The organism is Vibrio sp. 10N.286.52.C3, from assembly GCF_041468865.1.
Lineage (GTDB): Bacteria > Pseudomonadota > Gammaproteobacteria > Enterobacterales > Vibrionaceae > Vibrio > Vibrio crassostreae_C.
The window spans coordinates 37,815-51,837 of sequence record NZ_JBFRJM010000017.1 but is presented as its reverse complement, the minus strand read 5'-3'; the positions used below and the strand labels follow the sequence as shown (position 1 = coordinate 51,837).

General features: G+C 43.1%; 12 protein-coding genes. 7 read left to right on the top strand and 5 right to left on the bottom strand.

All coding sequences use genetic code 11. From position 1 onward, the window contains the following. Positions 1 to 157: 157 nt before the first annotated feature. The gene (locus AB4138_RS07440; protein ID WP_372147763.1) at positions 158 to 2,005 is read left to right on the top strand and encodes a M3 family metallopeptidase; all 1,848 of its coding nucleotides are present in this window, start codon (positions 158 to 160) and stop codon (positions 2,003 to 2,005) included. 226 nt (positions 2,006 to 2,231) lie between these two features. Here the strand turns inward: AB4138_RS07440 and AB4138_RS07435 are convergent, their stop codons facing one another. After that, a complete protein-coding gene (locus tag AB4138_RS07435; RefSeq protein ID WP_372155791.1) occupies positions 2,232 to 2,819 on the bottom strand; it encodes a hypothetical protein in 588 nt (195 codons plus the stop codon). Positions 2,820 to 2,826: 7 nt separating this feature from the next. Further along, on the bottom strand, positions 2,827 to 3,855 hold the full coding sequence (locus AB4138_RS07430) for a helix-turn-helix transcriptional regulator (protein ID WP_372155790.1): 1,029 nt from the start codon (positions 3,853 to 3,855) through the stop codon (positions 2,827 to 2,829). A gap of 164 nt (positions 3,856 to 4,019) precedes the next feature. Between AB4138_RS07430 and AB4138_RS07425 the strand changes: the two genes are divergently transcribed. Next, complete coding sequence (locus AB4138_RS07425) at positions 4,020 to 4,379, top strand: hypothetical protein (RefSeq protein WP_372155789.1); 360 nt, start codon at positions 4,020 to 4,022, stop codon at positions 4,377 to 4,379. A gap of 57 nt (positions 4,380 to 4,436) precedes the next feature. Then, positions 4,437 to 4,769 carry a cyclic-phosphate processing receiver domain-containing protein gene (locus AB4138_RS07420; protein ID WP_372155788.1) on the top strand — a complete coding sequence of 111 codons (333 nt, stop codon included), beginning with the start codon at positions 4,437 to 4,439 and terminating at the stop codon, positions 4,767 to 4,769. Between the two features lie 214 nt (positions 4,770 to 4,983). On the opposite strand, the gene AB4138_RS07415 is transcribed toward AB4138_RS07420, so the two are convergent. Together AB4138_RS07415 and AB4138_RS07410 are read right to left on the bottom strand one after the other, a co-directional pair. Beyond that, positions 4,984 to 5,817 (bottom strand): RecX family transcriptional regulator, encoded by an 834-nt coding sequence (locus tag AB4138_RS07415; RefSeq protein WP_372305486.1) that lies wholly within the window; start codon positions 5,815 to 5,817, stop codon positions 4,984 to 4,986. A 204-nt stretch (positions 5,818 to 6,021) separates the two neighbouring features. Beyond that, entirely contained in the window at positions 6,022 to 7,626 is a 1,605-nt protein-coding gene (locus AB4138_RS07410; RefSeq protein ID WP_017062731.1) for a mechanosensitive ion channel family protein, read from the bottom strand. Positions 7,627 to 7,877: 251 nt separating this feature from the next. Between AB4138_RS07410 and AB4138_RS07405 the strand changes: the two genes are divergently transcribed. The 4 genes from AB4138_RS07405 to AB4138_RS07390 all read left to right on the top strand — a co-directional run bounded on the left by AB4138_RS07405 (position 7,878) and on the right by AB4138_RS07390 (position 12,520). Then, positions 7,878 to 8,126: a hypothetical protein gene (locus AB4138_RS07405; protein WP_017062732.1), complete on the top strand. Its 249-nt coding sequence runs from the start codon at positions 7,878 to 7,880 to the stop codon at positions 8,124 to 8,126. Between the two features lie 911 nt (positions 8,127 to 9,037). Beyond that, positions 9,038 to 11,101 carry a protein-disulfide reductase DsbD family protein gene (locus AB4138_RS07400; RefSeq protein ID WP_372305503.1) on the top strand — a complete coding sequence of 688 codons (2,064 nt, stop codon included), beginning with the start codon at positions 9,038 to 9,040 and terminating at the stop codon, positions 11,099 to 11,101. A gap of 3 nt (positions 11,102 to 11,104) precedes the next feature. Then, complete coding sequence (locus AB4138_RS07395; RefSeq protein WP_372147759.1) at positions 11,105 to 11,674, top strand: protein disulfide oxidoreductase; 570 nt, start codon at positions 11,105 to 11,107, stop codon at positions 11,672 to 11,674. A 126-nt stretch (positions 11,675 to 11,800) separates the two neighbouring features. Beyond that, complete coding sequence (locus AB4138_RS07390; RefSeq protein WP_372305483.1) at positions 11,801 to 12,520, top strand: DsbA family protein; 720 nt, start codon at positions 11,801 to 11,803, stop codon at positions 12,518 to 12,520. Positions 12,521 to 12,834: 314 nt separating this feature from the next. Here AB4138_RS07390 and AB4138_RS07385 read toward each other — a convergent pair whose 3' ends face one another. Continuing rightward, complete coding sequence (locus AB4138_RS07385; protein WP_372305480.1) at positions 12,835 to 13,851, bottom strand: succinylglutamate desuccinylase/aspartoacylase family protein; 1,017 nt, start codon at positions 13,849 to 13,851, stop codon at positions 12,835 to 12,837. Positions 13,852 to 14,023 lie beyond the last annotated feature (172 nt).

Here is a 14,023-nt window from a genome sequence, read left to right as displayed (position 1 = left end):
ACTAGCAAACAACAAACCATTAACAGTTAATTATCACTAATACGCTGTAAAGAAAACCGATAGGCTGTGACTGCATTCAGTTATATCTATCGTCACAAAATACATTCAATGAATGTGTCATAATGTTGAAATTACTGGTTAAATTTCAAGGAATGTCATGACTGCAACGAACTATCTCAACCAATTGAATCAAAAGTATCTTGCGACTCATAAAGCGAAAGAAGACTTCTTTTGGGATACATATATGGGTATCAGTGACGACCACGATGGTTCGACACTCGCACAGACTCAGTGGACGGAATTTCTAAGCTCTGCCGAACAGATTACTGCTATCGAAACGCAACTCGCTGCTATTGATGAAATTCAAGATCCTCTCGAAAAAGAGAGTACGCTGACAGGCTTGAATGGTTGGTTGGCGACCTTTAGATCTCACGCTATTGAGTCTGAGCAGTCACAGAAGCTTAAATCCGATCTCATAAAGTTTGAGGCTGAACTGTTTGAGAAAAAACAGAATCATGTAATGACTTACGTAAATGAAACAGGTGATGAAACAGAAGGATCGCTGCCCGTTTTAGGTTCAGCCGTTAGAAGTAATGGTAATGAACAAGTTAGGCTTTCTGCACATCAAGCATTATTAGATTTAGAGCAATGGCTGCTGGTTAACGGCTTTATTGAGCTGATCAAAAAACGTAACCAATTTGCTCAATCACTGGGGTTTAAAACCTTCTTTGATTACTCGGTGGTAAAAACCGAACAGATGACGACAGAACAACTGTTTACGATTCTGGATGACTTCGAAGCACGCACGCGTGATAGCCATCAACAAAGCCTAGCGAACTTAGCTAAGCAGAAAGGCAAAAGTGCACTCGAAGCTCATAACTTCACCTACTCTTTCGCTGGTGATGTTATGAATGACCTTGACCCGTATGTTCCGTTCTCAAAATCATTAAGACGCTGGATAGAGTCTTTTGGTCGCCTCAACATTGAATACTCTCAAGCGACATTGAAACTCGATTTACTTGATCGCAAAGGAAAATACCCTAATGGCTTCTGCCATGGCCCTATCCCTTCTTTCTATGACCAAGATGCTTGGGTTGCGGCCCAAGTTAATTTCACTAGCAACGCTAAGCCCGATCAAATAGGCAGTGGCTATGATGGGATTAACACACTATTTCACGAAGGTGGTCACGCGGCGCATTTTGCTAATGTAAAAATGAACGCCCCTTGTTTCTCTCAAGAGTTTGCGCCGACTTCGATGGCTTATGCTGAAACACAATCCATGTTCTGCGACAGCTTGTTAAATGACGCTGACTGGCTAAAACAGTACGCTCTAAATGCGGACGGGCAACCTGTGCCAGATGATCTAATTAAAGCCATCATCGACAATAAACAGCCCTTCCGAGCTTACCAAGAACGCAGCATTCTTGTGGTTCCATATTTCGAGCGAGCCCTGTACGAATTAGCTGATGAAGACCTCACGCCTGAAAAAATCACGGCACTTGCTCGTAGCAGTGAAAAGGCAATTCTTGGATTGTCTTGCAGCCCTCGTCCACTGATGGCGATCCCTCACTTATTGTCTGATGAAGCATCTTGCTCATACCAAGGTTATCTATTGGCTCATATGGCGGTGTATCAAACACGAGCTTATTTCACCGACAAGTTTGGTTACTTAACAGATAACCCAGAGATCGGGCCTTTGTTGGCGAAACACTATTGGCATAAAGGCAATAGCGTGAACCATAACGGTACAATCGAAAGCCTGACTGGGGAAGGTTTTAATGCCAAATATCTCGCTGACGAGTGTAACTTATCGCCAGAGGAGGCTTGGGCGATTGAGGAGCAAAAAATCAAACAGCTGTCGACAAGAGAACGTGCACCAGTCGCGGATTTGAATGCGAAGGTATCGATCGTTGATGGAGCAACTGAATTAGCGAATAATGCAAAGTCGAATGACCAAATGTGTGATGATTTTGAGCACTTTATTATTGAGCAATACGGTCGATAGATTGAGTTTTAATGCTAATGAAAAAGGCAAAAATGAGTAGTGACATAACTCATTTTTGCCCCTTTTCAACTTAGAGTTGTTACTCTTCACTAAACAACAACGATTACATTGACCAACATTTTTTAATGTTGGAAGCTTATGCAAAGCAAGTTTTGTTATAGTATCGACAAGCATAATGGCGACAGCTAACGTTTGCCGCCATTCGTCTGGGTGAGACTATTATCGTTTACTCGCTACAATTTTTCTTGAAGTCTAAAAAAGAGAAGCAGTTGTTTGAAGTACACCACCCTACAAGTAAGTAATGGCTTGGGACTCGGGTTTCATAAATGGCCGCTGCTTTTTGTAGCACCCGAAACGTTGCTTCAACCTCAGCTTCAGTTTTGACCTGAAAAACCATGATCTTATATCTAGATTCAGCCTGAAGTAGCTTGTTGAAGTCATACACAAAGCTTTGATCAGAAACTTCAATTTCCATAGCAAGAGCAACGCGTTTCAAGTGGTTATTATCATCGAACTCACGCCAGACGAAGTCATATAACCATTCACCTGCGTTTGTTTTGTAGGATGGTCGAGATTTAAAACCTAATCGCTCTCCCTCGTCTCGAAATCTATGTTTAATGGCGGCATTTTTTTCAGGACTTTTCCAGATCTCTTTCTGCCATTGACTTTCATCTCCCTTTGCTTTGGCTTTAGCTTTCTTTTCCTGAATTGCATTATCTTGAATATCGAGAAACCACTGTGTAAATTGAGTTACCATGTGAGTATCCTCTGGCAACGTCATACTGCTAGATGTCTTGAGTTTGATGGTGTCCATATATCCTCTATTTATAGTTGTCCAAAGAGCGTTTTAGTCTCTTAAATACATTAATTCTTAGTTCGCTCGGTGCCTCACAAATCACATCTTGGCTAAACTTGAGTATCCAGCTTATCAAGTCGTAGGTGGGGTAACATGAAAACGTTACTTTCCACCATGTATCATCGTACTGCTCCAAGACTTGATCTTGCGCTAATTTATTGTGAGTCAGTACATCTAATGCGTAACCCTTTACCTTTAGTATAATTCCCTCAACGTTGTCTCCGAGTAGCCAACCAGTCGGGTTTTTCGCAAAGTAATCTTCAATTGAAAACGTCTTTGGTGTTGTTATATCCAGATACAGCTTCTCAGCAAATAAGATCCTGTGGAATAAAAAAAGCTGAGGCGCTTCAGGAGTTATATCTTTCGTCGCCACTAGGTAGTGACTTTGATCTCGGATTATCAGACCAAGAGGGTTTAGTGTGTAATCTTTTGACTGTTCTGACTTGTTTGATTGATACGAAATCTGTAATTGCTCCTCATTGAGAACACAATCATAAATAACTTTTCTGTACTCCTCATCAATATGACACTCATCGTAGATAAGAGGATAACTATCTGAAACTACATTAACTTTACTTTTCCAGTTTGAAAACAAGTGCTTTGCTGATAACTTTGCGTCGGCTTTGTTAAGCCACTCTTCGAGTTTCTCAGATAAATTTACTGGAACTGTTTTACGAAGTAGTTTCTCCGACAGCACAAGAAGGAAAGCCTCTGAGGCAGGTACAACATCCATTACGTCTGGCTTCTTTAAATCCCTGAACCAACGTCGATACCCTCGCTCATCGTCTTCATAATCTAAAGCAGCCCACTCAGCAAGCTTCTCAAGATCTCTTTGAACCGTTCTTTTGGAAATCTCATACCCTTCATCAAGTAAGGTGCGATGAATAGCTGCGGTTGTTGAGCCTTGTTGAGGGTAAACAGGTATGCTATCAACCATAACTAAGTTTCTTAAAATAGCACTCTTTCTTCTGCGCTCCTGAGCGATGTCACTCATATTGTGGCCTATCCTTTTAAATTTATTCTTTATTATTTAGTACTTTAGGTAACATTACGTTGACAGACGTCATGTAACGTCTCGCCCGAGGAGGCATCAATAAGACATTAGGTGTCGCTCACATCGATATCCTACTTGCTATTAAGAGCAATGCTGACTTAGTTATGAAAAAACAAGAGCAAATTATCTTCGAAGTACTCGATATCTATCCAAAGCTGAAGGAAGCCAAGGGTTATGTTTTCTTCGGCACTCTAGAAGAAAAGCCGCCATACCATATGGCTACCTATAGGAGTTGGCGTTTGACCCATAAAGAAACGGCCGAATACACTAAAGCAAGGAATGTAATCGGCGATTTGTTAGACTCATTGCTGGAAAATATCTCTACTCTGTCACCGCATCCTCATGGTTATTTGAAGATAGAAAACGAACGAGTTTCTCTACATTGGGCGACTCGAGATATCGTAGATAAGATGTTGGATAATATAGAAAATGCTTCAAAACTGCACCGACATGATCTGGATTGAGATCGAGAACAGACTGGTCTGGAAGTCGTTTGTAAATTAATCGTTCTCGGCATAAATATGTCTATTGATTATGGTGAGCGTATGAAAGTCTATCTTGATGATGAAAGAATAGCTCCAGAAGGATGGAAAAGAGTCTATTGGCCCGAAGAGGCTATAAAGTTGCTCCAGTCTGGAGAGGTAGAAGAAATTAGCTTAGACCACGATCTTGGAGATGATACGCACGGGACTGGCTATGACGTCGTTGTGTGGATTGAAGAGCAGGTTATTGTTAATCGTTTCCAACCACCAAAAATAAGAATCCACTCTGCCAATAGTTCAGCTCGCATCAAGATGGAGTTGGGGGTTAAAAATATCTACGCCAATACAATTCGAAATTTGCGTATTACGTGAATGTGGCAGTTCAAATTATCGTTTGTTCAAGACGGTTCATAGCAGTTTTCATGCAGCACCTTAAGCCTAGCGGAGAAAAGTGTGTCCAACCGTTAGTTAGCAATAGTAAAGGTAATCCGAAAGGCTATAGTGTTTTGACTATCGTAACTTGGAAATGTCCAATAGTTACTTAGGACAAACCAACATACTACAATAGGAAATTTTTCCGGCTTAGTTATTCGTTATCTTCACTCAATGCAAATTTGATCTCGTCAGAAGAGAACCCCTTTCGACTTAGCATCGCGTAAGCCTTGGATCGTTCTTTATGATCATTTAGATCGTAAGATTTCTTCTGTAACTGTTCTAAACACGAAGAATAGAAGTCTAGTTGCTCTTCGTTAATCAATCGTTCGATTAGCGATGACAGTTCACTTGTGTCGATTTGTCGCTGCCTAAGCTCTTGCTGAATGGCAGTCAGGCCCTTGCCTTTACGAGCATACTTCAACACCTCTTTTTCCAAATCGGCTTTCTCGGCCTTAATTTGAATGTTACTTTTCAGTTGATGCGCTTGTGGGTGCTGGTCAATCGCTACCTTAACTTGTTGATAGCTAAAGCCACGCTTTTGCAGGGTCGCGACTAGCTTTTCACGGCTCATAGTAAAGCTTGAGTAATAGTGGTTGATTCGTTCTATCAAGATGGTTTGTTCATCAATAGACTTTTCGAAGGACACCTTATGAATCGCATCAGAAATCATAGAGTCCGTCAGACCCTTCTTCTTCAGTTTTTCGACAATATATCGAGAACCAAATTCACCAGAAAAAGCTTGTTCCACGAATTGTTCTGCAAACACTTGGTCAGACTTGAGATACCCGAAGCCTTTCAATGTCCCTAGAGTTTCATCGATCCATTCTTGATTGTCGGTTTTCACTTTGAGCTTCGCCACTAACTCGCTTTCCGTCATGTCTCTCTGAGTTAAATGCCACATCGCAGAGTTCATAACACTTTCAATTCGCGTCGCTTTTCTTACCGTTGTATTTCTAGTATTCGTTTTTTGCTGTGAATCGTCCATTCGATTTCAACTTTCCAGATTAAGCCTACCCCATCATAACGTAATTCTAAGGTGGTTGAGTGACATAAAAGAATGAAGCTCAACATAAGCGGCAACCAATAAAAATGGACGCTTGTTCAGCGTCCATTTGATATCACATTAAGAATGATGGCTCTAAGCCATGCTTAGCTTTTTCGTAATAGCTTTTCATACTAGATCTTTCGTTTAGTTCTCTTCGTGATTGTAAATATGTACATCTCGTTGAGGGAATGGAATCGTGATGCCTTCTTCATCGAAGCGTTTCTTCACGGTTTCCGTTACATCCCAGTACACATCCCAATAGTCATCAGTCTTAACCCAAGGTCGTACTACGAAATCAACAGAAGACGTATTCAAGGTATGAAGCTTGATCATATGCTCTGGTTTTTTCAACACTAGAGGGTGTGCAAGAATGATGTCGTTCAATACCGCTTTCGCTTTATCGATATCATCTGAATAACCAATACCGAAAACCATATCAACACGTCTTACACGTTCTGCCGTGATGTTGTTGATCACGTCACCCCAAATCTTGTTGTTTGGGATCACCAAGCGTTGGTTATCAATGGTTTGAACAGTCGTCGATACTAAGCTCATGTCTTTTACCGTGCCTTGCACGCCTGCCACTTTAACCATGTCACCGACGTCATAAGGACGGTAGATCAAGATCATCAAACCCGATGCAAAGTTAGATAGTGTGTCTTGCAATGCGAAACCAATGATGACACCGGCTACACCGAAACCAGTAAGAAGAGGTGCTAGCTCTATCCCTATTTGAGACAGTGCGATAAGCAAACCAATAAACACGACCGCTTTAGATGCGATGGATACAAAGAAGTCCTGCATCAATACACTGAAGTCCATTTTAGAGTGCGAAACACTCTTACGAACGGTTTTGCGAGCCACGTTAGCAATAAGGCGAGTTACATACAAAATACCGAGAAACAGAGCAAGTTTAACGATAAAAGAAGGGGTATTTTCAAAAGCCCATGAACTGAACGAACGAAGCCAACCATCCAACAGCTCCAGTGCAACATCAACATCCAACACATCGGCGTTAATGTCACCTGTCGTCGCTAGCAAAACACGTTTGTACGAAGTCACATCCACGCCAAACGGTTCCATTAGCGTGATGGTTTCTTCTAAGCTCGCCACCATGACACTGGTTCGCTCACTGAAGCGTTCAAGCTCAGTTTTAATCGTCGCTTTCTCTTCTTCACTTACATAAGATAACCGGCGTTCTAAATCTTGACGTTGTGTATCCGTGTATAGAATTGCATTAGTAAGATATTGAGAACGAGAAACAAGTGCCGTTTTGAGCTCACCTTCAGGAACCGCAACATCAACATCACGCTCTTTCGACCAATCTAATGTCTTAGCAAGCTGCTGATAATAGACATCCATCATTCCGATTCGTTTTTGAATACGCAATTCAAGGCGTTTTTTAGCGTCACCTTCAGCTGAACGGTTTTCTTTACTCATTGAAACGATTTTAGTTTCATTCAACGACAGCAATTTTTGTAGCAGTTCGACCTGCTGAGCAAGAGTGACATCCAGCCCCTCTTTTTTATCTGACGATAGCTGTGAAAAAATCTCTTCGCGTAGGCCCTGATTCTTACGCCTTAAGATATCTTCAAGAAAGGGCTTCTCAGCATCATGCGCCGTTTCTAATGTTGCTAGATCGAGCATTAACTGATCTTGTACTTCTGCGATTTTCTCAACGCTCTGCGCATAACTTCCAAATGCGACAAACGCCAACATTAACAATAGACAACGCCAAACCTTCATCATATTAATTCCTATCACTGTCTAAATTGACCCTATAAATAGTAGTAAAAAGAATATGGATAACAAGCATTTAAACGTATGTTATGTTAAAAATTCGCAAATTATCAGCCTGCTTCTAATATTTGAGAGTTCCAATCCCCTCTTATGACCTGTAGAGTACGCATCCAACAAAGAACAACAGCCAATATCTTCATTCGAGCACAGCACTAAAGCGCCCTAAATACGATGTTGGCTCACAGCAAGAGAGCATAAAAATGAACAACGAACTTGATATTATTGAGTCTCTAGAAGAACTAGAGCAATTCCTAATTTCAGTGGAAGCTGGCGGTTTAGGCCTTGAAGGCGTTGAAGGTGTAGGCATGGCAACCAATAATTCAGATGGTCGTCACTTCGTTGCTGTATTCAATAGCAGCCACAAAGTTCTGCTTGCTCGCTGGATCACCAAAGAGGTGTTTGATAACGGTAAAGACTTGGTACGTAACGGCCCTCGCCGCACTCACTAAGCCTTTCCAATAGCACCAATGATTAAAGCCCAACACGTTCACTGACGATCTGTTGGGCTTTTTTGTATCGCCTCATCTTGGTTAGACCACTCGATACAGAATAATTAGCGATAACTTTCAGTTGTTGTGAACTTTAGCTAGAACTCTAGGTCGTATTCGCGTGAATTGGTGTTTATGCGTCGTTTATCGTGTACCTGCCGTTTTCCGCGTTTATACATAGTTTCACTTTAACCATTTTATGACTTGTGGCGCGAAGAGAACTTATCTAAGCTAGCCACAATTCAATGAGCTGGCTTTAACTAATAACAAATTTGATTACTGACTAATTTGCTGAACACATCACTACTTTTCTTATCCACAAAGAACCGCCGACAAAAGCATTCGCTTTGGGCGCTCTTCCTTACCGGACTGGTTATCGTAACTTGTCTGGCGAGCACTCTGGCCGTAAAGAAAGTATCGTTATCTGCATCCGCTAATGGTCAATCAGTCCTAGTTGGCGCACAAACTCATACAGAAACCAGTAACCCTCAAACCGACATCGCTTCTTCAGAAAAAATGGCCACTCTATACGCCAGTGTTTTCGGCTTAGAAGCCTCAAAAATGTTAACGTCCCCCAATTCAAGTTCATGCAGCCTAAGTTCAAAAATGCTGACCTTTGCCGCCCCAAAAACCGGCTGGCTGATCCCATTCGTACTTATTATTGCTGTTGCGTTTAACTTACCTCCTCACATCTCGAGATTATCTAGAGACAATCATCGCTCTACTCGACCGACAAAACACCGATTGCATCTAAAGCACTGTATATTTAGAGAGTAAATAACCGGGCTACTACACCCTTTTATTTATTTTTTGGAGATACATTTGTGTACAACACACTACTAACTAAGTTTGTCGATTCATTGGCATTCTCTATGCGTACATGCGCGAAAACCTTAGTCACTGCCCTTTTGGTTATGACGTCATTTACCGCCTTGGCACAGACAACGGGCTGGCTTAGTGTGCCTGAGCATCCGCCTGTTAAAATGCGAATGATGTCGACGGGTGAACAGTCGGATGACGGCTCTAAGATCCAAACCGTGCTCGATGTCGTGCTCGACGGCGACTGGAAAACCTATTGGCGCAGCCCAGGCGAAGGTGGCATTCCGCCAAGCTGGGACTGGTCTGGTTCAACAAACATTGAGTCAGTAGAGTGGCACTGGCCGATACCTAAATACTACGAGCAGCTTGACGTCATGACGTTAGGCTACAAAAAACATGTCAGCTTTCCTGTCACTTTATCCCTGAAAGACAACACGAAGCCTGCGATATTCAGGGCATCGTTTACCTTTCCGTCGTGTACCAATATCTGTGTGTTAACCGATTACGATATCGAACTGCCGATTGACCCACAAACTTTAGCGCTCGATGAAGAAGCGATGTTCTTGTTCAACCAAGGCATGAGCCAATCTCCACGAGAAGCTAATCGCACTTCAGTCAATGGTCTATTTTGGGACAAGAGCAAGCAGCAACTGGTTACTCAGCTGACAAGTAAAAATGGCTGGGATAAGCCGATGGTGTTGATTGACGGGCAAGAAGTGATTGATGACTTCTTCTCTCAACCAAGCGTCCACATCACAGACAATACAATGACGGCCGTATTTGATGTGAGCAACTGGATAGGTGAAGTCGACTTAACGGACCGTAACGTGAGTGTCACCGTTTCAGACACTAATTTCGCCGAAGAGATGACGGCCAAAGTTGGCTCAGAACCGATCGCTTACCAAACAAGCAACAACGGCTTTTTGGCGATGATAGGCTTCGCTTTAATTGGTGGTTTAATCCTCAATATTATGCCGTGTGTGCTGCCTGTATTAGGAATGAAGCTAAACAGCATCATTCAAAACCAAGGCGCATCTAATCGTCATATCCGACTCTCATTCTTAGCTTCTGCGTCAGGTGTCATTACATCATTTGCATTCCTAGCCCTTGGCATGACCGTTCTAAAAATGGGTGGCAATGCGATTGGTTGGGGAATCCAGTTCCAAAATGTTTGGTTCATCGGGTTCATGCTGATCATCACTTTGCTGTTCTCGATTAATCTACTTGGATTATTCGAATTCAGACTACCATCAGGTTTAAACACTTGGATGGCAACCAAAGGTGATGACTCACATTCAGGCCACTTTATTCAAGGCATGTTTGCGACGCTGTTGGCAACGCCGTGTAGTGCTCCGTTCTTAGGAACCGCAGTTGCTTATGCACTTGGGGCAAGCTACCAAGAGTTGTGGGCTATCTTTATCGCACTCGGCATCGGTATGAGTGCACCTTGGTTGATTTTCGCGCTGTTCCCGAGTCTTACAAAACTGCTTCCAAAACCTGGGGCATGGATGTTCAGAGTTAAGCTGGTATTTGGCTTAATGATGTTCATTACCAGTCTATGGTTAGCAAGCCTAATGAGCCCATTTATTGGTAAATTCCCGACGATCTTGTTGTCACTGTTTATCGTGATTACAGTATTGATTTGGATTGGCCGTAAGTTGGGCCGCAAGGTACTTATTCCTATCGTCGCAACCACAACCTTGGTGTTTGGTGCTGCATTGATCGTCGGTAGTGTCACCGCTGATAACTGGGCGACTCCGATTGTTGACGATCTCGCTTGGCAAAAGCTGGATGCGAAGCAAATCCCTCAGCTCGTTGATGAAGGCAAAACGGTGTTTGTTGATGTGACTGCTGATTGGTGTATCACTTGTAAAGCCAACAAGATCGGCGTCATCCTTCAAGACCCTGTCTACAGTCACCTACAGCAAGAAGACATTGTTTTGATGAAAGGTGATTGGACAACACCAAGTGAAAGTGTCACTCAATACTTACAAAGTAATGGGCGATTTGGTGTGCCATTTAATATCGTCTACGGCCCGAGCTATAAAAGCGGTATTCCACTGCCTGTCATTCTCAACAGTGACACTGTCGTTCAAGCCATCGACGCTGCGAGATAACTGATGAAGACTCCCAACAATGAAGATAAATCTAGCACGATTGAAGACGACGCTGTAAAGGGTGAGGCCAAAAAGCCAAGTCGTCTTAAGAAGTGGGGAAAGGAACTGGTTTCAATGATATTGATCGTTGGCGTGGTTTCATTTGCGATGGACTTTTATCACAGCAGAAGCATGCCTCAGGGCGACGCGATTCCAATTGTGGGTCAATCGCTCCAAGGCGAAGATATTGATGTTATCGAGCTAAGCAAAAATGGTAAGCCAGTCATTGTCTATTTTTGGGCGACTTGGTGTGGCGCCTGCAAATTTGTAAGCCCAACCGTCAATAGCTTCAGTGATTCCCATCAGGTGGTTTCGGTCGCTCTATCGTCTGGTCCAGACGAGCGTGTTCAGCGCTACTTAGAGGCGAAAGAGTATGACTTCCCTGTGATCAATGATCTTTCTGGATCTATCAGCAGAAGTTGGGGCGTTAATGTCACTCCAAGCATCGTCATCATCAAAGATGGAAAGATTAGCAGTATCGCAACAGGCATTACTTCCCCGATAGGGCTTTGGTTGAGAACCTACTTTGCCTAACTCGCTACAAAGAAAAACAGAGCAAAGAAAGGTGAATAACTCGATTTAGCCCGTTTAACGAACAGAGTTTCCGTGAGCGCGACCCAATGAGCGCTCACGATTATCAAGAATTAGAGAACAAATAGCATGAAAAAACATCTGATTAGTACACTGATTTTAGGCTCACTAATGAGCACCACTGCCTTCGCTGAGTTAAGCACAGAACAAACCCAGCAACTTGAAGAGATTAACCAATTTCTGAAAGAGAACCCTTCTACGATCTCTGGCTTACATACCAGCTTAGAGCAGTACGTAGCAGGGCAAGAACAATCGAAGAAAGCTCAAGCAGGAAGCCATGATTGGTTGTACAACAATGACGCTCACCCAATCACGGGCAATCCGGATGGCAAATCGGTCATCATTAACTTTACCGACTATAACTGCCCTTACTGTAAGCGCTTGGAAAAAGGCTTGGTTCAATTAGCCTCTGAAAACAGCGACATTAAAGTGATCAACGTGTACTTATCGTTTAAGCAACAACAAGTTGCGGGGCTAGACACCAACGCGGCGCTATACGCGATGAAAGTATGGAAAGATAACCCAGAAGCATTCCCTGAAGTTGATAGATTGCTGATGGCGAAAAGCGGTATTCACTCGAAAAGCTCACTAGAAGCCGTTGCCAAGAAGACGGGAACAGAGGCGGAATTAAAAACAACTCACGAACAAAACCAGGTTCTAACCACTAACCATCAAACGTTCAGTGCACTCGGCTTAACGGGCACTCCAACCATGATGATGAACGGAAATGTTTTACCAGGGTATGTGCCTTACGACCGACTTAAAGATATCGTGGATGACGCTTTTTAATCGACTGTAGATAGAGATAAAAATTCGAAAGAGAAGTGAATAAAAAGCCGACCTGCGTAACTCACAGTCGGCTTTTGATGAGCTTAAGGTAATGTTTTCAATATTATTTTTGAAACAGAAAAGCAGTCGAAGTGTCACTATCTTGCAATGGATTCTTAATCTAGCCTCGCTACTCTAAAAGCAGTTCTCTCGATGAGTCCAAGACGTGCTTACTCTAGACAACTGTCCTTTGACCGAGCCTAGCTCGGTCTTTTTTTACGTGTTTTAGATAACAACACAGTGCATTAACACGGAAACGTCAAACCGACTGAGCCTTAACTTAGCAAACGACAAACAAGCGCACCCGGCTCCCTTAACGCATCCACGTTATAGCTAAGGACACGTCCGGCAGACGGCGCGTGATAACGGCGACACTCATTACCAAAAGCGTCATATTGAATAGCCAACAGATCATCTTGCTCTACGCTCTGCAGAAGCTCAACCTGCGGCAATACGAAACCACCAATATCAGCGCGGATAGAAACCACATCATTACCCTCTATCCAATCCATACTCGGCAGCTGCATTTTCTCGGGATGATTTATTTCAACCTCGAACATTTCATAATAAGACAGCATGTTAAAAACACCGTCTACCGCTCGTTGAATCATGTCAGGCTGAGTAAATTTCCCCATCCCAACTTCCACCGTGATGCTCGGAATTCCACTTCGATTCCAAACCGTTTCCAAAATACCTGGGTCACCAGGGTCATTCAGAACACAATCGGGCTGCATCAGCCTCGCCATATCCAAACATTGTTCTATGCGGTAATCAGCAAACACATAAAGTGGATAAACTGCGCCACGAGTTTGAGTGTGGAGGTCAACGGCGAAGGTGGCATTATGCTTAAGCAAACGCTCCCACAAAGACGCAACAAAGCGCTCCGCAGCCAAGCCATTCGCGTCACCCGGAAAGAGTCGATTAAGATTAGCAGGGCAAGAACCCGGATCCGAAGAGATGAAATCACGGCTATGGTTCAGCAAGCCAGACAGATTCACAGTAGGTACAATCGTTACCGTGCCTTTGAGCGTTTTACCGACTAAGTCCCTGATAATTTGCTGTGCAGCCAACACTCCGTTTAGCTCATCACCGTGAATACCGGCGGTGATCATCAAACTAGGACCTTCTTGACTGCCTTTGAAAACAGAAACCGGCATGTTCTTAGGTTGCCCTAGCCCATCACTGGTGACTTGAAACCAAAACTGGTGCTCTCCAACGGGTAGGTCTTCAACATTCAAGGAGCCAATAACCTGCCTACCTTGTAAAACATCGCCTAAGTACTCTGTTTTCATCCAACGTCTCCATATTGTTGAGCAGAATCTATTCTCTTCTAAGTTTTTGCATCATAGAGGATATCCTTACCAGTACAAGCAGTTAATCAGATTAACAAGCTCTCAGCGCAGCCAAAATTCACCACCATCGACATACGTGATTGCAAGGTAAAACTTGCCAATGTGACCTTTG